The organism is Acidobacteriota bacterium, assembly GCA_030949985.1.
In the GTDB taxonomy this organism is placed as follows: Bacteria; Acidobacteriota; Polarisedimenticolia; order J045; family J045; genus JALTMS01.
Genome location: JAUZRX010000010.1, coordinates 42593 through 63048, shown reverse-complemented (window position 1 = coordinate 63048; position 20456 = coordinate 42593). Strand labels below are relative to the sequence as shown.

Here is a 20456-nt window from a genome sequence, read left to right as displayed (position 1 = left end):
CGGCCCAGAATCTCCACGGAAGAGTTCACCCTGTCCCCGCGGCTCGGATAAAATCCGCGGATGATCAATCCATCCATCGTCTCCGCCCGGGTGCGTCGATCCGCGGCCTCCACGCGGGTCGGCCTCGTGCCGCTCGTCTCCCTCATGCTTCTCCTGCTGGCCCTGCCGGCGGCTGCCGCGGCCGCCACCGGCGGTCCCCGGGACCTGGTCTTCGACAACGGCGCCCGGGCCGTGGTCTGGCCCAAGCCTGGTTCGGGGACCGTGCTGGTCGCCGTGGCGGTGGCCGCCGGTTCCCAGGACGAGGCCCCGGGTCGCGAGGGTTCGTCTCACTACCTCGAGCACCTGCTCTTCGATGGTTTCGACGATCTCGACGAGCGCGGCGTCACCGAGTCCTTCGAAAGGATTTCGGCCTACGTCAACGCCTTCACGCGGGAGCAGACCACCGTCTTCTTCGTGCTCGTGCCCCGGGAAAACGCCGCCCGGGCCGCAGGCCTGCTCGTGGGCATGCTGACCCGCTCCACCTTGCGTCCGGAGGTCTACGAGAAGGAAAAGAAGGTCATCCTCGAGGAACTGGCCAAGGACCACTCCCGCCCCTCCACCCTCGTGGAAGAGACCCTGCGGCAAGCCCTCTGGCAGGGTACCCCCCTCGAGCATCCCGTCGCGGGCTACCCCGAGTCGGTGACCTCCACACCCCGGGACGAGGTGCTGGCCTACTGGAAGCAGCACTACGTCCCGGCCGCCATGCGCGTGCTGGTCAGCGGCGATCTGCCCCGTGGCGAACTCGAAGCCCTGGCCCGGCGTTTCGAAGCGCTGGCCGCGGCCCCCGCGCCGCCGGCCCGTACCGACCCCGCGAGTTGGCCCGGCTGGGGCCAGTGGCAGGCCCGGCCCAAGCCGGAGGGCGCCACCGGAGCCCCGGGGGAGGGCGGTCCCATGGGCCACGGTGGCGGCCCTCCGCCGGCCATGGAGGAAGGCGGCCGCCTGACCCTGAGCCTGCTCGCTCCGCCTCCCGATCCGGTCGGTCCCTCCGCCCTCGAGATCGCCACCCGCTGGCTTGGGGCCGACGATGGCCCGCTGGCCTCGGTGCTGGTTCCCGATCTGGCCGAGTCCGTCGCTTGCGGCCGTCAGCCGGGCCGGCCCCGTGACCTGGTGGACATCGACCTGCGGGCCAGGAAAGGGGTCGATCCCGCCGATCTGCTCGCCCGCCTCCTCGGTGCCCTCGAGGCCGCGGCTTCCGGGCCCGAAGACGTCGACGTGATGCGTCTTCAACGGGCCTGGGCCGCCGAACGCGCGCTGACCGGGCAGCGCCTGCACTATGCCGCGGTCTTCTACGGCGCCGACCTGGCTTCCGCCGCCGGCTCCCTGGCCGCGGCCCTCGACCCGCCTCCGGTGACGCCGGCCCAGGTGCGCGCTGCCGTGGGTGCCCTGCTGGCCGATCTGCCCCACCGCGCCCGGGCGGCCTGGGTCGGGGAGGGCGGTCCCGCCGAGGCCGGGCCTCTGCCGGCTCCGCTGGCCCCGCCGCCCCCCCGGGCCGCGGCCGAACTGGCGGAAGGTCCCCTCGGCAGCCGGGTCACCGTTCTGCCCAACGGCCTCGAAGTGGGCATCCTGCCCGAGACGGGCAACGACGTCTTCGGCATCCACCTGCTGGTGGCCGACCGGGGGTTCCGTGAGAAGAACGTGCCCCCGGGCACCACCGATCTGCTCCATCGCCTGCTGGATGGCGGGACCTTGCTGGCCGGCTCCAAGGAACTCGCCCACCGCCTCGAGCGCGCGGGCATCGACGTCAAGACCGCCGACAACCCGATGATCCCCTTCGACAATCGCTATAACGTGCCCGACTTCTCCTACGTGCGTCTGGAGGGACCCGCCGCCTCTCTCGAGGAAGGGCTCGCCGTGCTGGCGGAAATGATTCGCGAACCCTCGTGGGATGCGGCGGGCTGGTCGAGTGCCCTCCAGGGACTGCGCGCCGCCCGCAAGTCGGAGGCCCGGGGCGGCGGCGGTGCGGTGGCCCGCCTGCGCGCCGCCCTCTTCGGTGCGGACCACCCCCTCGCGCGGCCCCTGGCGGGACGACCTGACGACCCCGTGCCCACCGCCGAGGATCTGCGCGCCTTCTGGGGCCGCTGGCCCGGAGGTTACTTCGCTCCCCGGCACCTGGTGCTCACCGTGGCCTCCCCGGTGCCGGCCGGTGAGACCCTGGCCATGGTACGCGACTATTTCTCCGGCGGCGCCGATGCCGAACCCGTGCGCGGCCCCTATCCCACTCCCAGGGCCCATGGGGGCGGGGAGATCATCGAACCCGGTGACGCTCCCCAGGTCAGCGTGATCGCGGCGCGGCTGGCCGACGTGGAGCCCGCCGACCGGGCTGCCCTGCTCACCGCCCTCGACGCCCTGTCCGACCGGATGGTGGCCCGGATTCGCGAGGAACTGGGGCTGGCCTACCGCCTGGGCGCCGGGGTGCGGGTGGTTCCCGGTGGCGGCTGGCTGCTCAGTGCGTCGGTGGGTACCCGGCCGGAGAACCAGGAGCAGGTGCGCGCCCTGCTCGACGAGTTGATCGCCGAACTGCGCACCGGGCTCGTCGACCCCGAGCGGCTCGAGCGGCTGGCCGCCCGCCGGCGCTTGTCGGCGATGCTGCGGGGGCTGTCCGCCGCTTCCCGGGCCTACCGCCTGGGCCGGCGGCTTTTCGAAGGCCCCAGCTCGACCCTCGACGTGGCGGGTGCCGACTTCGCCGCCGTTGGTGCCGAGCAGGTGCGCGCCGCGGCGAGGAAGTACCTCGACCCGGACCGGATGCTTTTCGTCGTCGCCCCGTGAGCGTCACGCGGTCCATCGACGCGGTCTTCGTGGAGAGCTTCGCGGGCGGCTCCCACGAGGCCTTCGCCGAGGGCTGGCTGGCCCGCAGCCGCCACCGCTGGCGGCGCCTGGGCCTGCCCGCCGAGCGCTGGAAGTGGCGCCTGCGTGCAGGGGCGCTGGCCCTCGCTCCACGCCTGGGGGCTCTCGATCCACCCCCCCGGGCGGTGGTGGCCACCAGCCTGGTGGACCTGGCCCACCTGCGGGCCCTGTCGGGCCTCGACCGCCGCCGCCGACCACCCGCCTTCCTGCTCTACATGCACGAAAACCAGTTGACCTACCCCCGTCCCCCCGGTGAGCCTCTCGACCGCTCCTTCGCCGGGGCCCACCTGGCTTCCTGGCTGGCCGCCGACGCCCTGGCCTGGAACTCCCGTTCCCACCGGGACGCCGCGCTGGCGGCCACCCGCGATTACCTCGAGCAGATCCCGCCCCCCCGCCCCCGCGGCCTGCTCCGACGCCTGCGGGCCTCGCGTATCCTGCCGCCGGGGGTGGACCTCGGCGTCTTTCCCGCTCCCGCGTCACGGCCGGTGGGCAGCCCGCCGGTGATCGCCTGGAACCACCGCTGGGACGGCGACAAGCGCCCCGGGGCCTTCGCCCGCGTCCTGTTGCGCCTGGCCGACAAGGGGCTCGATTTCCGGCTGGTCCTGTTGGGGCCCGTGGTTCAGGTCGAGATCGCCGCCCTCGCGCTGATCCGCGAGAGGCTCGGCGATCGCATCTTGCGTGACGGGCCCGCCCGCTCCCGGCGGGAGTACGCCGCTTGGCTGGGCCGGGCGGACATCGCTGTTTCCACCGCCGGGCAGGAGAACTTCGGCTACGCGGCGGTGGAGGCCATGGCCGCCGGAGCCGTGCCCCTCTTTCCCCGCCGGCTGTCCTACCCCGAGTTGTTGACCCCCTCCCTGCGCGACGCCCTGCTCTATGGGACCGACCGGGAGCTGGCGGCCCGCCTCGGTCGCTGGCTGGCCCGGCCCGCCCTCTTCGCCGGGCTGAGGCGCCGGGTGATGCTCTGCGCCCGCCGCCACGACTGGGCCCGCCGGGCAGCCGCCCTCGACCGCTGGGTCGGACAGGAGGCGTCGTGAGCGCCCGCCGTCCATCCCCGCGCCCGCGGGCCGCGGGTTTCGTCGCCCGAGCCGGTCTGCGGGCGGACCTGGCCGGCGGCACCCTCGACATCTGGCCGATGGGCCTGCTGCACCCGCCGGCCCTGACGGTGGCGGTGACCCTCGACCTGGTGGTGGAGGCGCGGGCCCGTTCGCCGCGCCGGGCCGGCGAGCTGGAACTGAGATCCCTGGACCTGGGCCGCCGAAGGCGGTTGACCCGGCCCTGGCCTCCTCTCCGCCGGGGGCCCCTCGAGCTGCTCGAGCGCCTGGCGCGGGATCTGAGTCCCGGCGGCGTTCACCTCGAGACCTGTTCGCCGGTGGCGGCCGGCTCCGGGCTGGGCACCTCCTCGGCCCTGGGGCTGGCGGCGGCCGCCGCCCTGACGGCCCTGGCCGGCCGGCGGGGGCCGCGCCGGGAACTGGTGCGCCTGGTGGCCGACGTGGAGGCCCAGGTGCTGGGCATTCCCACCGGCGTCCAGGATCACCTGGCGGCCCTCCATGGCGGGGTGATCGTCCTCGAACATCGGCCGGGAGGGTCGCGGCTGCACCGCGTGGAGCCCCGGGTCGTGGACCGGCTGGCCCGTCACCTCCTGCTGGTGGATGGAGGCTGCGGGCGTTCGTCGGCGCCCTCCAACTGGGACATGATCCGTCGTCGCCTCGACGGGGAAGGACCCGCCCGGCGGGCCCTCGAGCGGGTGGCCCGGGCCGCCCGCAGAGCCGCCGAGGCGCTGGTTCGGGGCGATTGGCGGGCCCTGGGGCGGGCCATGCGGGCCGACGCCGCGGCGCGGCGAAGCTGGTCCGGGCAGGTCTACACCCCCCGGCTGGAGGCGATCGTCGCCGCGGCGCGCCGGGCGGGATCCTGGGGGGAGAAGGTTTGCGGGGCCGGGGGGGGCGGTTACCTGGTGCTGCTGGTGGAGCCCTCCCGGCGGGAGCCGGTGGCCGAGGCCGTCCGGCGGGCGGGAGGCCGGCCCGCGCCGGTGGGCCTGCGGCGGACGGGGCTGCGGGTCAGCGGGCCTTGACCGGCAGCCGCACCCGCTGCTGCCCCGGGGCGCAGTAGCCGCTTTTCTTCACGCAGTAGAAGTACTTCAAGGTGCCTTCCAGCACGTGCTCTCCCGGGGCCTTGGGGACGAATTCGAGCACCAGCGGGTCGATGGTCTCGAAGCCGAACTTGCTCACATCGTTGATCGGCTTGGTGCTGCCCACGAAGGCCTTCCGGGTCGAGAGATCCAGGGCGTCGGCCTTGTCGATCTCGAGTGTGATGCCGGGGTAACGATTGAGGCGGATCCCGTCGGGAGGGGTGACATGCACCTGCACCGTGGCCGGCTCGCCCACCGTGGCGGCGGCGGGCCGCTGTTCGACGCGGATGCCCATGGTGGGAGCGGTCTTCTTGCGGGAGCCGGGCGCCGCCTGCGGGGCGCACACCGCAACAACCAGACCCAGGACCAGCAGCCAGCTCTTCATCGGGAACCTCCCATGGCATGATGGACAGCACGTGCAGGGTAACATCGGGGGCCGGAGCCCGCCCCCGGGGCCATTGCCCGTGGCGCGGGCCCGCGTTCCGCGGTAAGAAATGGGGAGGGTTGCGGGCTGTGCCCGGCGGCCCACCCGGTGGAGAACTGCCATGAAGAGAAGCTGGAAGGTGATGGCCGCCCTCGTTCTGGCCGGGGCCGTGTCCCTGCCCTGGGCGGCTGCGACCGAGCGGATCCGCTTCAAGAACGGCCACACGATCGTGGTGCTCTCCTCCCGTGTCGAAGGCGATTTCATCTACCTGACCCTGGAAGACGGCAGCGAGGTGGGATTTCCCAAGGCCCTGGTGGCCGTCCAGGAGGAGGGGGAGTTCCAGCGCTACGCCCGCCCCACCAACGGCTTCGGAGGTCGCGGCCCCTCGGCCCGGGAAACCATGGCCTACCGCCGCAGCCAGGTTCGTGCCGGTCACCTCTCCGCGGGGCTCTCCGGCGTGGCGCGTAAGGTGAAGGGGCGCGAACTCAACTCGGTGGGTTTCTCCTTCCGGGGCTCCGGCTGGGGGGCCAACGAGGACGCCTCCGCGCGCCCCCAGCCGCTGAGCGTCCTCGCTCCCGAGGCGCGGCGCACCGTCGCCAGTGCCGGCGGTGGAACTCCCTCCGGTGGTGCGGGCACCTTGCCTGCCGTGGGGACGCGACGGACCCGGTCCCCCGTCAAGGAGCCGGGCATCGTTCCCCGGCTCGCTCCGCGGCTCCCGCGCGGCAAGAACAAGACGGTCACCAACAACGGAAAGTTCTGAGTTGATCATCGGCCTGGTCGGTCCCAACGCCTCCGGGAAGGGTGAGGCGGCGGCGCATCTCGCCCGCCTCGGCTTTCCCGTCGTCTCCCTCTCCGACGTGGTCCGCGAAGAGGCGGCCCGGCGGGGGCTGCCGCCTGAGCGCGAGCACCTGATCGCCGTCGGGCAGGAACTTCGCGCCGCCGAGGGGCCCGGCGTCCTGGCCGAGAGGATCCTTCCCCGTCTCGGGCGGCGCGGCGTGGTCGATTCCATCCGTTCGCCCGCCGAAATCGCCGTCCTGCGGCGACGGGAGGATTTTCGCCTGCTGGGTATCGACGCCCCCGTGGAACTGCGCTGGAAGCGGGCGATGGAGCGGGGCCGGGCGGGGGATGCCGCCGACCTGGAGAGCTTCCGCCGCCAGGAGGCTCTCGAGAACACCGCCTCTCCCACGGCCCAGCAGGTTCGGCGGGCACTGGCCGAAGCGGACACGCTGATCTCCAACGATGGCAGCCTGGAGCAACTTAGGGGTAAGGTGGAACAGGTTTTGGCCGCCTGGGGAGGGCTGCCGGAGGCGGGGCCAGGATTGACGCGGCCCGGAGCCAGCGCCTAGAATCGGCCTTCCCCTCGAGGACCTGCAAGAGGACCGGCCCGCTGGGGCCCACGGGAGAAGAGGCGTGAAGGTAGCCCGCAAAGAACTCAACTTGTTGGAAAAGATGTACCTTCCCGAGGTGCTGCGAGGGATGGGCACCACCATCCGGCACGCACTCGATCCCCGGCACAACGTCACCCGCCAGTACCCGGAGGTGCCGACTCCCCTGCCCGACGGCTACCGGGGCATTCCCGCGCTGGTCAAGGACGAGGACGGCCGCCTCAAGTGTGTGGCCTGCCAACTGTGCGAATTCGTCTGCCCGCCCGAGGCGATCAAGATCGTGCCCGGGGAGTATCCCGACAGCAACGTCGAAAAATACCCCGACCGCTTCGATCTGAACATGCTGCGCTGCATCTATTGCGGCCTGTGTGAAGAGGCCTGTCCGGAAGAGGCGATCTTCATGAGCGACGTGGCGACTTTCGTCGTGGCTTCCCGCGAGGAGGCTGTTCTGCCCAAGGAGAAGCTGCTCGAACTCGGCGGTGTTCGAGCCGGTGGTATTCGCAAGTGGGCCTCGAAGTAAGCCCGCCTTCCCGCTTCCGGTCTTTTCTCCACGAGGGGCAGACGAGATGGAGCACGTCCTCGATGACGGCATGAAAGCGCGCCCCGAAGCCGAGGGGAATCCGGCGGCCGGTGTGCGTCTCGATCAGATCGACACGCCGGCCGACCTGCGCGGCCTCGAGATCCGCGATCTCGAAGAGCTGGCCCGCCAGATTCGCTCGTTCCTGGTTCAGGTGGCCTCCGAGAAGGGGGGCCACTTCGCGCCCAGCCTGGGGGTCGTGGAACTCACCCTGGCCCTGCATTACGTCTACCAGACGCCCCGGGACCTGATCGTCTGGGACGTGGGACACCAGGCCTACGCCCACAAGTTGCTGACCGGCCGGCGGGCGCGGTTGCACACCATTCGCCAGGACGACGGCCTGTCGGGCTTCCTCAAGCGCAGCGAGAGCGAGTACGATTCCTTTGGCGCCGGGCACGCTTCGACGGCGCCCTCGGCGGCGCTGGGCATGGCGGCGGCGCGGGATCTGCGGGGTGAGACCGACCGCCACGTGGCCGCGGTGATCGGCGACGGCGCGATGACCGGCGGGCTGGCCTTCGAAGCCCTGAACAACGCGGGCGCCCTGGGCAGCAACCTGCTGATCGTCCTCAACGACAACGCCATGTCCATCTCGCCCAATGTCGGCGCGGTGGCCCACTATCTGACCTCGCTGACGACCCATCCTTACTACCGGCGGATGAAGGGCGAGATCCACTCGGTGTTGCAGAAGATCCCACGGGTCGGACCGGCCGCCGGCGAGTTCGCCCGTCGTCTCGAGCAGGGTCTCAAGGGCGCGCTCGTGCCGGGGGCGCTGTTCCAGGCCCTGGGCTTCACCTACCTGGGGCCCATCGACGGCCACGACTTGGAAGAACTGGTCGATGTGCTGCGCCGGATTCGGGAATCCCATCTCGGGCCCGTGTTGCTCCATGCCCTGACCCACAAGGGCAAGGGTTACGCGCCTGCCGAGGCGGACCCCTGCAAGTGGCACGGGGTCAGTCCCTTCGATCCGGCCACCGGGGACAAGCCCAAGGCTGCGGCCGTGACGGCGCCGCCGCCTCCCGAGGCTTCGCCGCCGAGTTACACCAGCATTTTCGCCGAGGCCCTGGTCGATCTCGCCGGCCGGCGGGAGGACGTGGTCGCCATCACCGCGGCGATGCCTACCGGTACCGGCCTCGACCGCTTCGGCCAGGCCTATCCGGAGCGCTACTTCGACGTGGGCATCGCCGAGGGCCACGGGGTGACTTTCGCCGCCGGCCTGGCGAGCCAGGGGCTGCGGCCGGTCTGTGCGATCTATTCCACCTTCCTCCAGCGGGCCTTCGATCACATGATCCACGACGTGGCCCTCCAGGGCCTTCCCGTGGTCTTCGCCCTCGATCGGGCCGGGCTGGTGGGGGCGGACGGACCGACCCATCACGGAGCCTTCGACCTGTCCTATCTTCGCCTGGTGCCGTCACTGGTGGTGGCCGCGCCCCGTGATGGCGACGAACTCGCGGACATGCTCGAAACGGCTCTCGCCCAGAACGAGCGCCCCTTCGCGCTGCGCTATCCGCGGGGAGCGGCGCCGGGGCCCCGGCGCCGGGCCCCACGTGTGCTGCCCCTCGGAAGCTGGGAGGTGCTCGAGGAAACGGGTGGCGAGGTGGTCTTCGCCGCGGTGGGCAGCCTGGTGCCCATCGCCCAGGGCGTCGCCCGCACCCTGGTCGAGCGAGGCGTCGGTGCCACCGTGCTCAACGCCCGCTTCATCAAGCCGCTCGACGTGGACATGCTGCGCCGATACGTGGGAGCGGCGCGGGTCGTCGTCTCGCTGGAAGAGAATACGATTCGTGGCGGGTTCACCTCGGCTTTGCTCGAGGCTGACGTGGAACATGGCTTGGGGCTTGCCGGCAAACTGCTGCCGCGAGCGATCCCCGATCGATTCATCGGGCACGGATCCCGTCCGCGCCTGCTCGCGGAAGCGGGGATCGACGAGGCTTCCGTGCTCGATGCCGTGACCCGCCGGCTGGAGTGGGATCACTGAGGGGGGTTGCGGATCACGAGCCCAGGCTGACGCTGGGGTGCCTGGAAAACGGGAGGGAGTACGGAGGATGACGAAAGTACAGGTGTCGCCGCGGGAATGGTTCGACCTGCAGACCGACGTCGATCTGCTTTTTCTTTTCGAGGGCCAGGCCGCGCGCAAACTCTTGTCGGGCAAGGCCGGTCGGCAGCTCGAAGAGTCTCTCGCCCGGCGCGGTTTTTCGGCGGGCAGTGGCAAGACGGCGGCGGTGGAGATCGATATCGCGTCGGGTCGCCGCCTGCTGATCGTTGCCGGACTCGGCGCGAAGGACGAACTCGATACGCGGCGCCTGCATCGTGCCGCGGCGGCGGCGGTCCGGGCCGCCCGCGCGTGCAAGGCCCGGTCGGTGGGAGTCGGCCTTCCCGGGCCCGGCGGCAGGCTGCGCGACGTCGGGGAGCGCTGCCGGGCCTTGTTCGAGGGCTTGTTGCTCGGCAGCTACACTTTCGACCGCTACCGCAGCAAGCCCGACAACGCGCCGCCGGCACGGCGCGTGATCGTCGCCGCCGGGAGGCACGCGGCAGCGGCGAAGAAGACCCTGGCGGCCGCCGTGGCTCTCGGTGAAGGCGTGGCGCTGGCCCGCGACCTGGTCAACGAGCCGGCCGGCACCCTGGATCCGGTGACCTACGCGGGCCGGATTCGCCAACACTTCCGCTCGAAGAAGGTTCAGGTGAGGGTCTTCGGACGCGCTCAGATCGAAAAGCTGTCGATGGGGGCGCTGTTGCAGGTGGCCGTCGGCAGCGAGGTGCCGCCCAGGGTGGTGCACCTGGTCTGGCGCCCGGCCCGGCCCCGGAAGAAGGTCGCGCTGGTGGGCAAGGGTGTGACCTTCGATTCCGGGGGGTACAACATCAAGACCACGGGTCACATCGAGACCATGAAATGCGACATGGCCGGATCGGCGGCCGTGATCGGCGCGATCCATGCGGCTTCCCGGTTGAATCTGCCGGTGGAAGTCCACGGTGTCGTCGGCCTGGTCGAGAACCTGGTGTCGGGCAAGGCGTACAAACCGGGGGATGTTTTGCGCACCCGCTCGGGCAAGACGGTCGAGATCAACAACACGGACGCCGAGGGCCGGCTGGTGCTGGCCGACATCCTCGATTACGCCGGCACCACGATCAAGCCCGACCTGATGATCGACCTGGCGACCTTGACGGGGGCCTGTGTCGTGGCTTTGGGAGAACACTGCTCGGCGGTGTTCGGCCGCGACGAGGATCTTCGCAAACAGCTCCTCGCCGCCGCGCAGCGGGCCGGTGAGCTGATGTGGCCGCTGCCCATGATCGGGGACTATTTCGAGCAGCTCCGGTCGCCGATCGCCGACTGTCGCAACACCGGCAGCCGCTGGGGTGGGTCGATTACGGCCGCCTTGTTCCTCGAACAGTTCGTCGGGCAGACGCCTTGGTTGCATCTGGACATCGCCGGCCCGGCCTTCCTGGAAAAGCAGGATCCGTTCTGGGGAGAGGGCGGGACCGGTGCGGGGGTGCCCACCCTTCTGGCGCTGCTCTCCGGGCTTAGTCTCTAACTCATAGAAAAACAATATCTTGAATCGCCCTCCGGTGAACTTTCCGGAGGGCGATTAAGCGTACCCTCGGGGTTCGTTAATTATCGGGGGCTAGCTATCTGCTAAGTTTCTTTCGCCGGCGCTTTGCTGAAACCTGACTGATCGCGACAAGGCCGGTAGGAGGTCCGAAAGTGGATCGATCACCCCCTGAGTCCGAGCCCCAGCTCCGTTTACCGGAAAGTTCGTCGCTGGTGGTGCTGCTGGTCTTTTTTGCGGGCATCGCCCTGATCAGCCTGATATCCATCGTCGCCAGCGAAGACGTACCGGGGCATTCCCAGATGATGCCCGATCGGGCCTACGGCCCCGAGGACGTCACCGGTGTCGACTTCGATTTCGAGCCGCTGCCGGGGTTGACCGGGGAGTCCAGCGCGCCCTACACCCTGCCGCCGCCGCCGTTTTCGGATCCCGACATCTTCCCCTGCTCGAGTTGTCACGAGGAGGGGGACTACGATGCGACGCGACGCGAACTCGGCTTTCACGAGGAGATCCAGCTCAACCACGGTCCCCGGGATCGCTGGTGCTTCGATTGCCACAATCCCGAGCAGCGGGACGTGCTGCGGTTGAGCTCCGGCCGCACCGTGACTTTCGAGGAATCCTACGAACTCTGCGGGCAGTGTCACGGCACGATCTTCCGGGACTGGAAACAGGGCATTCATGGTCGTCGCAGGGGGTATTGGAACGGCGCCAAGAGCTACCTGCTCTGTGCCCACTGTCACAACCCGCACTCGCCGCGGCCCGCGCCGATCAAGCCGTTGCCGCCGCCGATCCATCCCTCCTATCTCGCTTCGGATTTGGGGCGGTCCGCCGAGGGGAGCACCCACGATGAGTGAATCCGATCGCACTTCTCCGACCAGCCGCCGGGCGTTTCTCACCGCCGCCGGACTGACCAGCATGGCGGCGGTTTCGGCCGCCGTGGCGGGATCGAAGCCGGGTTTCGTCGAGAAGCTCCTGGCGCGCCGTTTCGTCGAACTGACTCCACAGCAGGTTCAGCGGCGCCTCGACGAAGTCCGGAGAGACTGCGAGGAACGCTACGGCCGCGAAGTGGACGTCAAGGCGACCAAGGCCCTCGAAGGAGTGGTCTTCGGTTACGGCCTCGATCTTTCCCGTTGTGTGGGTTGCCGGCGTTGTGTCTATGCTTGCGTCAAGGAGAACAACAACTCACGACACCCCCAGGTGCACTGGATCCGGGTACTGCAAATGAAGAAGGAGGAGGGCATCGACCTGGTGCACTCCACCGCCTACTACAACCCGGAGGAAGTGCCCGAGGAAGACTACTTCTACGTTCCCGTGGCCTGTCAGCAGTGCCGCAATTCGCCCTGCACCCGGGCCTGTCCGGTCCGGGCCACCTGGCAAGAGCCTGACGGTATCGTTGTCATCGACTACGACTGGTGCATCGGCTGCCGCTGCTGCATGTCGGCCTGTCCCTATGGCGCCCGGCACTTCAACTGGGCCGATCCCGAGATCGATGCCGAGGCGATCAATCCCGACATGCACTATCTCGGCAATCGTCCGCGTATGCGGGGGGTCGTGGAGAAGTGCACTTTTTGCATCCAGCGGACACGGGAGGGGCGTTATCCCGCCTGTTGTGAGATCTGCCCGGTGGGCGCCCGAAAGTTCGGCAACCTGCTCGACGAAGAGAGCGAGATCCGCTACCTGATGCGCGAGAAGCGGGTCTTCGTGCTCAAGGAAGAACTCGCCACCCGGCCGAAGTTCTATTACTTCTATGCCACTTGACGCCTGCCCGGTGTCGGGGCCGGCCTGGACGGAGCCGTGATGGAAAGGTTGCGCAAGATCTGGGAATTCATGTTCGGCATCCTGCGGATGTCCCTCAGGGGTGGGACCACCTACTACCTGTGGCTGGGCTTTCTGGGGCTGCTGCTGATCAGTGGTGTGCTGGCCTATCTGGACCAGCTTCGCGTGGGCCTGATCGTGACCCACATGCGGGACCAGGTGTCCTGGGCGTTCTACATCGGCAACTTCACCTTCCTCGTGGGTGTGGCCGCCGCCGCCGTGTTGCTGGTCATTCCGGCCTACGTCTACCACTGGAAGCCGATCAAGGAGATCGCAATTTTCGGCGAGCTGCTGGCGATCTCCGCGATCGTGATGTGCCTGCTTTTCGTGACCGTGGACATTGGTCGTCCTGAGCGGTTCTGGCACCTGATTCCGGGCATCGGAACGCTCAACGTGCCGTCCTCGCTGCTGGGCTGGGACGTGCTGGTGCTCAACGCCTACCTGCTGCTCAACGCGGTGATCGTCGGCTACATGCTCTACAAGGCGTTTCACAAGGAGGAGGTCAATCAGCGTTTCGTGGTCCCGCTGCTGCTGGTTTCGATTCCGGCGGCGATCAGTATTCACACCGTCACGGCCTTCGTCTACAACGGAATGGCGGCACGACCGTTCTGGAACGCCTCGATTCTCGCTCCGCGATTCATCGCCTCGGCCTTCTGCTCGGGCCCGGCGGTGTTGATCATTCTTTTCCTGATTCTGCGGCGGGTGTCCCGGATCCACATCCGGGACGAGGCGATCTGGAAGATCGCCGAGCTGATGGCTTACGCCATGTTCATCAATCTCTTCCTGGCGGGAGCCGAGCTGTTCAAGGAGTTCTATTCCCGCACCGAGCACCTGGTGCACACCCGCTACCTCTACACGGGCCTGGGCGACCACACCACGCTCGTACCCTTTGCCTGGGCCTCGCTTTTCTGCTCGGTGGTGGCGTTCCTGCTCTTCCTCGTGCCCTCGACGCGGCGCAACGAGGTGACCTTGGTGATCGGCTGCTTGCTGATCTACACCGGCGTCTACATCGAGAAGGGCATGGCCCTGGTCATTCCCGGTATGACGCCGGACACCCTCGGAGAGATCTACGAGTACGCGCCGACCATCACGGAGCTGAGAGTCGGGGCCGGGATCTTCGCCGTGGGTTTCCTGGTCTTCACCCTGCTGTGCAAGGCGGCGATTCCCATGATCCACAGAACCTACGCGGGCGAGGAGGCCTGAAGTGAATTCGGGCCGGCCGGCCGCGGGCGCGGATCCTGGATTGAGGGAAGAGATCGCAAGGCTCGAACAGCGAATCGAGGAACTTGCGACCGATCTTGCCCGCCTGCGCCAGCGTGCCGACGGTATGCCCGCAAAGGAACCGGCCCCGGAGGCGCAACCTCCTGCCGTCACCGAACCACCTGCGGCCAAGGCGTCACCCGGCTCTCGGGTCGAGCCCTGGGCGCCGTTGGTCGGTCGCTCCCTGATCGTTCTTTCGGGAGCCTTCGTTCTCAGGGCGCTGACCGAAAACGACCTGCTGCGCCAGGGACTCGGTGTGGGCCTGGCCTGCATCTATGCCCTGGTCTGGCTGGTGGCTGCCGACCTGGCGGGAGCCGGGGGGCGCAGGCTGAGTGCCGCGGCTCACGGGCTGATGGCCGCGGCCATCACCCTGCCCCTGGTCTGGGAGGCGACGGTCGACTTCCGGGTCTTCTCACCGCTCCATGGCCTGGTCGTTCTGAGCTTCTTTTCGGCGATGGCGGTCTACATCGCCGATCGGCACGGGTTGGTGATGCTGGCGGCGGCGGGCCTGTTCGGCGGATTGGTGGTACAGGCGGCCATCGCTTTCGGTGCGGGGGGGTGGGAGATGACTCTCGCCTTCGCCCTGGCCGTCGGCCTGGCAGCCGATCTGCAGGCACTGCGCCGGGGCTGGCGCGTGCTGGCGGGAGGCGTCGCCGGCGTCGTCGATCTTCTCTTCGGGTTCGTGACGGCCGCTTTTCTCTTCACCGATGCCGAGCGGGCCGCCGACGTGGTTCCCCCCGGTGCCCTTGTCGCCGGATTGGTGGCCCTGGTGGTGATCTACGTCGTGCCCGGGGCGCTGCGGGCGATACGCAGCGGGGGCAAGATGAGGGCCGGCGAGATGCTCCAGGCCTGGATGGCGACTCTGATCGGCCTCGGCGGCGCGGTGGGCGTTTGCCGGCAACTGGGATCCTGGCATGCGGGAGTGGGTTCGTTCGCGCTGACGGCCGCCCTGGCCCTCTATGCCTTGTCGTTTTTCTTCGCCGACCGACGGATCGAGGGCCGGCAGCATTTCATTTTCTTCAGCTTTCTGGCCCTGGCGTTTGCCGGTGCCGCGTTGCCCGTGCTCTTTTCGCGGGAGATGGTCGCGTTGAGCTTCTCGCTGGTCGCCCTTCTGACCGCCTGGCTGGGGGCCCGTTTCTCCCGCGCCACGCTGAGTTTTCACGCCGCGTTTTTTTGTGGGGGCGCGGTGATGGCTTCCGGACTGTGGAGCCTGGCGTGGCATGCCTGGACGGGCTCGTCGGGAGGGAAGGTGACGGGCCTGATGGGCGCGGTGTGGCTGGTTTGCGCCGCCTGTACGTGGATGCGGGTGGCCTGGCACGGGCGCACCTGGGGGCGCTTCTCCCGCGTGCCCAAAGTGCTTCTGATCGCCATTGCCGCCTACTCCGGCGGCGGCCTGCTGGTGGCCGCGGTGTCCCGGTCCTGGTCACCGGCCGCCGGCGATCGTCCCCTGGGCATCGCCCTGTCCACCATGGCCCTGTCGGTGGTGGCGACCATGCTGGCCGAACTGTCCCGCAGTCGGCGGCTGGGCGAGGCCCGCTGGCTGGTCTACCCGACCCTGGGGCTTGGCGCTGTGCGCCTGCTGCTGGTGGATTTGCGGGCCGGCTCGACCCTGGCCTCGGTGCTTTCCCTGGTCGCCCTCGGTGGTGCGCTGATCCTCACCTCCCTCAGGCTCAAGGGCGCCGGCGAGGAGTCGGCCGGGGACGCCTAGCGGCCCGTCGAGAAAGGGTGTCAGAAGGTTCGCGCGCCCTTCTCGCCGTGCTCGCGGCTGCGGCGCCGACGCCGCGGAGCCCGCTTGCGTGGTGGTGGGGGGCCTTGGGGGAAAACCTCCTGGAAACGGCTTCTCCAGCGTACGGCCTCGGGTTCGAGGTCGCCGGTGGCCCGCGCCTGGAGTTCGAAGAAGTCGAGGGCGTCGGGGAAATAGGCGCGCTTGACGAAGGCCGTGACGGAAAAGCGGCGGCGCTTGTTTCGCGGCGAGAATCGCCCGAGGGCCAGCACGACCTGGCGGATCCGCTCGGCCTCCCGCCGGCTGATCGCCAGGCGCTGGCCGATCGGACGCAGGGCCTCGGTGACCGCCGTGGTGGCATCACGGCTGCCGGCGTCGTGCAGGGGCGTGAGCAGCACGGGGGCCAGGAGGATCGCCAATCGCACGGCCGGGGAAAGAGCGCGACCAGCCTGGGTCCAGGCATCGGCGACCCGCAGGCTGCGGCGCAGGGCCTCGACTTCTTCGAGGCGACCTTCCCGGGCGGAGCGGGCGAGGTGCTGGTGGAGTTCAGGAAGAATGACTTCGAGCAGGCCATGGGTCATCAGCGCGTCGAAGGCCGGGGCCATGGCGCCGCCGGAGAACATCCGGAGCAGGTCCTCGTGAATGCGGGGAGCCGCGGCGTTGAGGATCTCTCCCGCATGACGGCGAATGGCCTGTTCGGTGGCGGGGTCGATCCGGCAACCGAGTCGTGTGGAGAGACGGATGGCGCGGAGCATGCGGATCGGGTCTTCGCGCAGCCTGACGTCGGGATCGCCGATGCTGCGTACCAGCCGCGCGGCGGCGTCTTCGGTGCCGCCCACGTGGTCGAGAATCACCCGGCGCTGGACGTCGTAGAGCAGCGCATTGATCGTAAAATCCCGGCGCCGGGCGTCTTCTTCGGCAGTGCCGAAGACGTTGTCGTCGCGGATCAACAGCTCGCCGTTCTCCTGGCCTTCGCCGGAGTGGTTGCCCGAGCGGAAGGTGGCGACCTCGATGATCTTGTCACGGAAAAAGACGTGGGCCAGTCGAAAACGCCTGCCGATGATGCGGCAGTTGCGGAACAGTTTCTTGACTTGCAGCGGCTGGGCCGATGTGGCCACGTCGAAATCCTTCGGGCGGAGCCCGAAGATCAAGTCCCGTACGCTGCCCCCCACCATGTAGGCCTCATGGCCCGCTTCGGTCAGTCGCCGGATCACGCGCAGGGCGTCGTCGTCGAGGCACTCCTCGTCGAAGGTGCGCGGAACCTCCTTGAAGGATGCTTCCGGAGCGGGCGGCGGTTCGGAAGACGGGGGCGCCGGTTCCCGGCCGAGCAGGGCCTGGAGATAGGCGGGAGTGGGTTGCGATGTCGGCAAGGGTTCTATCTCCCGAAGAGGCTGGTCAGCCAGTGCTTGTTGGCCTGGCGATTGAGCTCGGCGATGGCGTCGGTCAGCGGGATGTCCTTGGGACAGACCTCCACGCAATTCTGGGCGTTCCCGCAGCCGGTCAGGCCGTTGCGGCCCATCACGGCGTCGAGACGCTCCCCGGCGTTCATCGCCCCGATGGGGTTGGTGTTGAAGTAGTGGGTCTGGCCGAGCGGAGCGGGGCCGATGAACTGGGAGGGGTCCTTGCCATCGTAGTTGGGGCAGGCTTCCATGCAGCAGCCGCAGGTCATGCAGCGACTGAAAACGTAGGAAAGACTTGCTTCCTCCGGCGGCCGGCGCGGACCGGGACCGAGGTCGTGGGTGCCGTCGATGGGAATCCAGCCGTGAATCTGCTTGAGGGCGTCGAACATCGGCTTGCGATCCACCATCAGGTCGCGAATGACCGGAAACTTGCTCAGCGGGGCCAGTTCGATCGGCCCGTCCGGCAGGGAGTCGATCAGTGTCGAACACGACTGCCGGGGAACGCCGTTGACCAGCATCGTACAGGCGCCGCACACTTCTTCGAGGCAGGAGCAGTCCCAGACCGGCGGTGCCGTGGCCTTGCCGGCGGCGTCGACGGGGTTGCGGGCGATTTCCTGGAGGCAGGCGATGATGTTCAGGTTGGGCCTGTAGTCGAGGCGGAACTCCTGGACGTAGCTCGGCTCCTGGGGGCCGTCCTGCCGGCGGATACGAAAAACGATTTCGCTGCGCATCGCTGGGTCTCCCGATCAGTCGTAGTGGCGGGCCACGGGCTTGGAAATCGAAGTGTCGACCGGCTCGTAGGAAAGCACCGGTCCCTCCGGCGACCAGGTGGCGATGGTGCTCTTGAGCCAGTTCTCGTCATCACGTTCGGGGAACTCGGGTTTGTAGTGGGCTCCTCGCGACTCGTCCCGCTGGAGCGCACCGAGGGTGATCACCCGGGCCAGCTCCAGCATGTTCCAGAGCTGGTGGACAAAGGGAATCTCGGGATTCGCCCAGCTGGAAGTGTCGGTGACGCCGATCTTCTTCCAGCGCTCCATCAGTTCCTGGATCTTGGCGTCGGTCTGCCGCAGCTTGTCGTTCTCCCGCACGATGGTCACGTTGGCGATCATCGTGTCGCCCAGCTCCCGGTGCAACTTGTGCGGGTTTTCGGGGCCGTCCATGCGGGCGATCTCATCGAAGTGTTTCTCCCACTGGCTGACGCTGCGGTCGTAGAGTCCAGCGTCCAGATCGGTGGCGAGGCGGTCGAGGTTCTCGGCGAAGATCACCGAAGACGGGCCGGCCAGGGTGCCGGCGTAGATGCACGAGAGCAGGGCGTTGGCCCCCAGGCGATTGGCGCCGTGGTACTGGTACTCGCATTCGCCGGCGGCGTAGAGGCCGGGAATGTTCGTCATGTGGTTCTTCGGCGAGCTCTTGTCGATCATCCCGTCGGCGGTGGGCTCGTAGTCGACCCACAAGCCACCCATCGAGTAGTGTACGGCGGGAAAGATCTTCATCGGCACCGTGCGCGGGTCGTCGCCGACGAACTGCTCGTAGATCTCGAGAATCGCCCCCAGGCGACGGTCGAGGAACTCGCGGCTCTTGTGGGTCAGGTCGAGGTAGACCTTCTGCTCGCCGTCGAGGCCCATGCCCAGGTCGACGCAGACGTGGTAGATCTCCCGCGCACCGATGTCCCGCGGCACCAGGTTGCCGAAGCGGGGGTACTTTTCTTCGAGGAAGTACCAGCGCTCGCTTTCGGGGATCTCGGACGGTGGTCGGGTGTCGCCTTTCTTCTTCGGCACCCACACGCGGCCGCCTTCACCTCGGGCCGATTCACTCATCAGCCGCATCTTGTCTTCACCGGGAATCGCCGTCGGATGGATCTGGATGAACTCACCGTTGGCGTAACGCACCCCGGCGCGGTAGCAACCGGCGGCCGCCGAACCGGTGTTGATCATCGAGTTCGTGCTCCGGCCGTAGACCAGGCCCGGGCCGCCGGTCGCCATCACCACCGCGTCGGAGCGGAAGGCCTGCACCTTCATCGTTCTCAGGTCCATCGCGACGATGCCGCGGCAGGGTCCCTCCGGGCTCTCCAGAACCGGTGCGAGGAACTCGAAGCCTTCGTACTTGGTGACCAGTCCCTGGGCTTCAAAACGCCGGACCTGTTCGTCGAGGGCGTAGAGCAACTGCTGGCCGGTGGAAGCGCCGGCAAAGGCCGTGCGGTGGTGCAGCGTGCCGCCGAAGCGGCGGAAGTCCAGGTTGCCCTCCGCCGTGCGGGAGAAGGGGACACCCATCCGGTCCAGCAGGTAGATGATCGCGGGGGCGTCGTAGGCCATCCCGCGGCACAGGGGCTGGTGGGCCAGGAAATCGCCGCCCTTGACGGTGTCGTAGTAGTGGATCTCCGGCGAGTCGTCCTCGCCCATGATGTTCACGGCGGCATTGATGCCACCCTGGGCGCATACGGAGTGGGAACGCTTGACCGGAACGATCGAGAAGAGATCGACGGGGCAACCGCGTTCGGCGATCTTGATGACGGTCATCAGGCCGGCCAGGCCGCCACCGACGACGATGATGCGGGGCTTGTTGCTCATGGGTGCTCACCTCCCTCGACGCCGCGGTCGTGGAGTTCGTGGATCTCGAGGACCTCGGAATCCGCCGCCGGCGTGGCCGCAGCGTGCACGTGGGACTCGCTCTTGTCGAAGATGAGAATCGGCTCGAGGCCCAGTGGCCGGAAGGCCAGCAGCGAGTTGAGGCCCGTCACGGCCAGCGCCAGGGCGACCGCCAGTGCCGCCCAGGACCAGCGCTTCTGGGCTTGACGGCCGCGCAGCAGGCCCCAGTGAATGGCGAAGCCCCACAGACCGTTGCCCAGGTGGAAGGACGCCGAGCAGACCCCGATCACGTAGAAGGCGAGGATGAAGGGGTTCTGCAGCTTATCGCTCATCAAGGCGAAAAGATCACTGGTGTCGTAACCGAAGTAGTGACCGAAGCGGGTCGCCGCCAGGTGGTAGCCGATGAAGAAGATCAGCACCACGCCACTGATGCGCTGGAGCGCGAACATGGCATTCTGCCGGTAACCCAGGGTACGGTTGTTGAAACGAGCTTCCCGGAAGATGATCACCCCGACGACAAGGTGAAAGAGAATCGGGAGAAAGATGCCCAGTCCTTCGATCAGGTAGAGGTAGGGCAGGGAGGTGAGGAACTCTACCTTCGCGTTGTAACTCTCCGCTCCGTGGAGGGCGAACGAGTTGGTGAAGAAATGCTCCGCCAGGAAGACGCCGATGGGAAACACGCCGCTCAGGCTGTGCAACCGGCGAAGCGCAAAATACTGGCGCTCCGTGAGGGCCATGGG

General features: G+C 68.4%; 17 protein-coding genes. 12 read left to right on the top strand and 5 right to left on the bottom strand.

Going from position 1 to position 20456, the window contains the following annotated elements; translation table 11 throughout:
- The first annotated feature begins 60 nt into the window (after window positions 1–60).
- The 3 genes from Q9Q40_01700 to Q9Q40_01690 are packed head-to-tail and all read left to right on the top strand — an operon-like array spanning window position 61 to window position 4951.
- Window positions 61–2805, top strand: a complete 2745-nt coding sequence (locus tag Q9Q40_01700; protein MDQ7005927.1) for an insulinase family protein — start codon at window positions 61–63, stop codon at window positions 2803–2805.
- Window positions 2802–3917 (top strand): DUF3524 domain-containing protein, encoded by a 1116-nt coding sequence (locus tag Q9Q40_01695; GenBank protein ID MDQ7005926.1) that lies wholly within the window; start codon window positions 2802–2804, stop codon window positions 3915–3917. Before Q9Q40_01700 ends, Q9Q40_01695 begins: the two co-directional genes overlap by 4 nt.
- Window positions 3914–4951: a hypothetical protein gene (locus Q9Q40_01690; protein ID MDQ7005925.1), complete on the top strand. Its 1038-nt coding sequence runs from the start codon at window positions 3914–3916 to the stop codon at window positions 4949–4951. The genes Q9Q40_01695 and Q9Q40_01690 overlap by 4 nt, the downstream gene beginning before the upstream one ends.
- On the opposite strand, the gene Q9Q40_01685 is transcribed toward Q9Q40_01690, so the two are convergent.
- A complete protein-coding gene (locus Q9Q40_01685; GenBank protein MDQ7005924.1) occupies window positions 4938–5393 on the bottom strand; it encodes a hypothetical protein in 456 nt (151 codons plus the stop codon). The genes Q9Q40_01690 and Q9Q40_01685 overlap by 14 nt on opposite strands.
- A 160-nt stretch (window positions 5394–5553) precedes the next feature.
- On the opposite strand from Q9Q40_01685, the gene Q9Q40_01680 reads away from it, so the two are divergent.
- The 9 genes from Q9Q40_01680 (at window position 5554) to Q9Q40_01640 (ending at window position 15716) form a co-directional block, all read left to right on the top strand.
- Complete coding sequence (locus Q9Q40_01680; GenBank protein ID MDQ7005923.1) at window positions 5554–6192, top strand: hypothetical protein; 639 nt, start codon at window positions 5554–5556, stop codon at window positions 6190–6192.
- A 1-nt stretch (window position 6193) separates the two neighbouring features.
- Window positions 6194–6778 (top strand): AAA family ATPase, encoded by a 585-nt coding sequence (locus Q9Q40_01675; protein ID MDQ7005922.1) that lies wholly within the window; start codon window positions 6194–6196, stop codon window positions 6776–6778.
- A 64-nt stretch (window positions 6779–6842) separates the two neighbouring features.
- A complete protein-coding gene (locus Q9Q40_01670) occupies window positions 6843–7337 on the top strand; it encodes an NADH-quinone oxidoreductase subunit I (protein MDQ7005921.1) in 495 nt (164 codons plus the stop codon).
- A gap of 46 nt (window positions 7338–7383) precedes the next feature.
- Window positions 7384–9366, top strand: coding sequence for a 1-deoxy-D-xylulose-5-phosphate synthase (gene dxs / locus Q9Q40_01665; protein ID MDQ7005920.1), 1983 nt, complete (start codon window positions 7384–7386; stop codon window positions 9364–9366).
- 67 nt (window positions 9367–9433) lie between these two features.
- Entirely contained in the window at window positions 9434–10918 is a 1485-nt protein-coding gene (locus Q9Q40_01660) for a leucyl aminopeptidase (GenBank protein ID MDQ7005919.1), read from the top strand.
- A gap of 170 nt (window positions 10919–11088) precedes the next feature.
- A complete protein-coding gene (locus tag Q9Q40_01655) occupies window positions 11089–11787 on the top strand; it encodes a cytochrome c3 family protein (GenBank protein ID MDQ7005918.1) in 699 nt (232 codons plus the stop codon).
- Window positions 11780–12691, top strand: a complete 912-nt coding sequence (locus Q9Q40_01650) for a 4Fe-4S dicluster domain-containing protein (GenBank protein MDQ7005917.1) — start codon at window positions 11780–11782, stop codon at window positions 12689–12691. Before Q9Q40_01655 ends, Q9Q40_01650 begins: the two co-directional genes overlap by 8 nt.
- Window positions 12692–12730: 39 nt before the next feature.
- Window positions 12731–13951: an NrfD/PsrC family molybdoenzyme membrane anchor subunit gene (gene nrfD, locus Q9Q40_01645; protein ID MDQ7005916.1), complete on the top strand. Its 1221-nt coding sequence runs from the start codon at window positions 12731–12733 to the stop codon at window positions 13949–13951.
- Window position 13952: 1 nt separating this feature from the next.
- Entirely contained in the window at window positions 13953–15716 is a 1764-nt protein-coding gene (locus tag Q9Q40_01640; GenBank protein ID MDQ7005915.1) for a hypothetical protein, read from the top strand.
- 20 nt (window positions 15717–15736) lie between these two features.
- Here Q9Q40_01640 and pcnB read toward each other — a convergent pair whose 3' ends face one another.
- The 4 genes from pcnB to Q9Q40_01620 are packed head-to-tail and all read right to left on the bottom strand — an operon-like array spanning window position 15737 to window position 20453.
- Window positions 15737–17101 (bottom strand): polynucleotide adenylyltransferase PcnB, encoded by a 1365-nt coding sequence (pcnB, locus tag Q9Q40_01635; protein ID MDQ7005914.1) that lies wholly within the window; start codon window positions 17099–17101, stop codon window positions 15737–15739.
- 5 nt (window positions 17102–17106) lie between these two features.
- Entirely contained in the window at window positions 17107–17862 is a 756-nt protein-coding gene (sdhB, locus tag Q9Q40_01630; protein MDQ7005913.1) for a succinate dehydrogenase iron-sulfur subunit, read from the bottom strand.
- Between the two features lie 15 nt (window positions 17863–17877).
- Entirely contained in the window at window positions 17878–19698 is a 1821-nt protein-coding gene (sdhA, locus tag Q9Q40_01625) for a succinate dehydrogenase flavoprotein subunit (protein ID MDQ7005912.1), read from the bottom strand.
- The gene (locus Q9Q40_01620) at window positions 19695–20453 is read right to left on the bottom strand and encodes a succinate dehydrogenase (GenBank protein ID MDQ7005911.1); all 759 of its coding nucleotides are present in this window, start codon (window positions 20451–20453) and stop codon (window positions 19695–19697) included. The genes sdhA and Q9Q40_01620 overlap by 4 nt, the downstream gene beginning before the upstream one ends.
- Window positions 20454–20456: the final 3 nt, after the last annotated feature.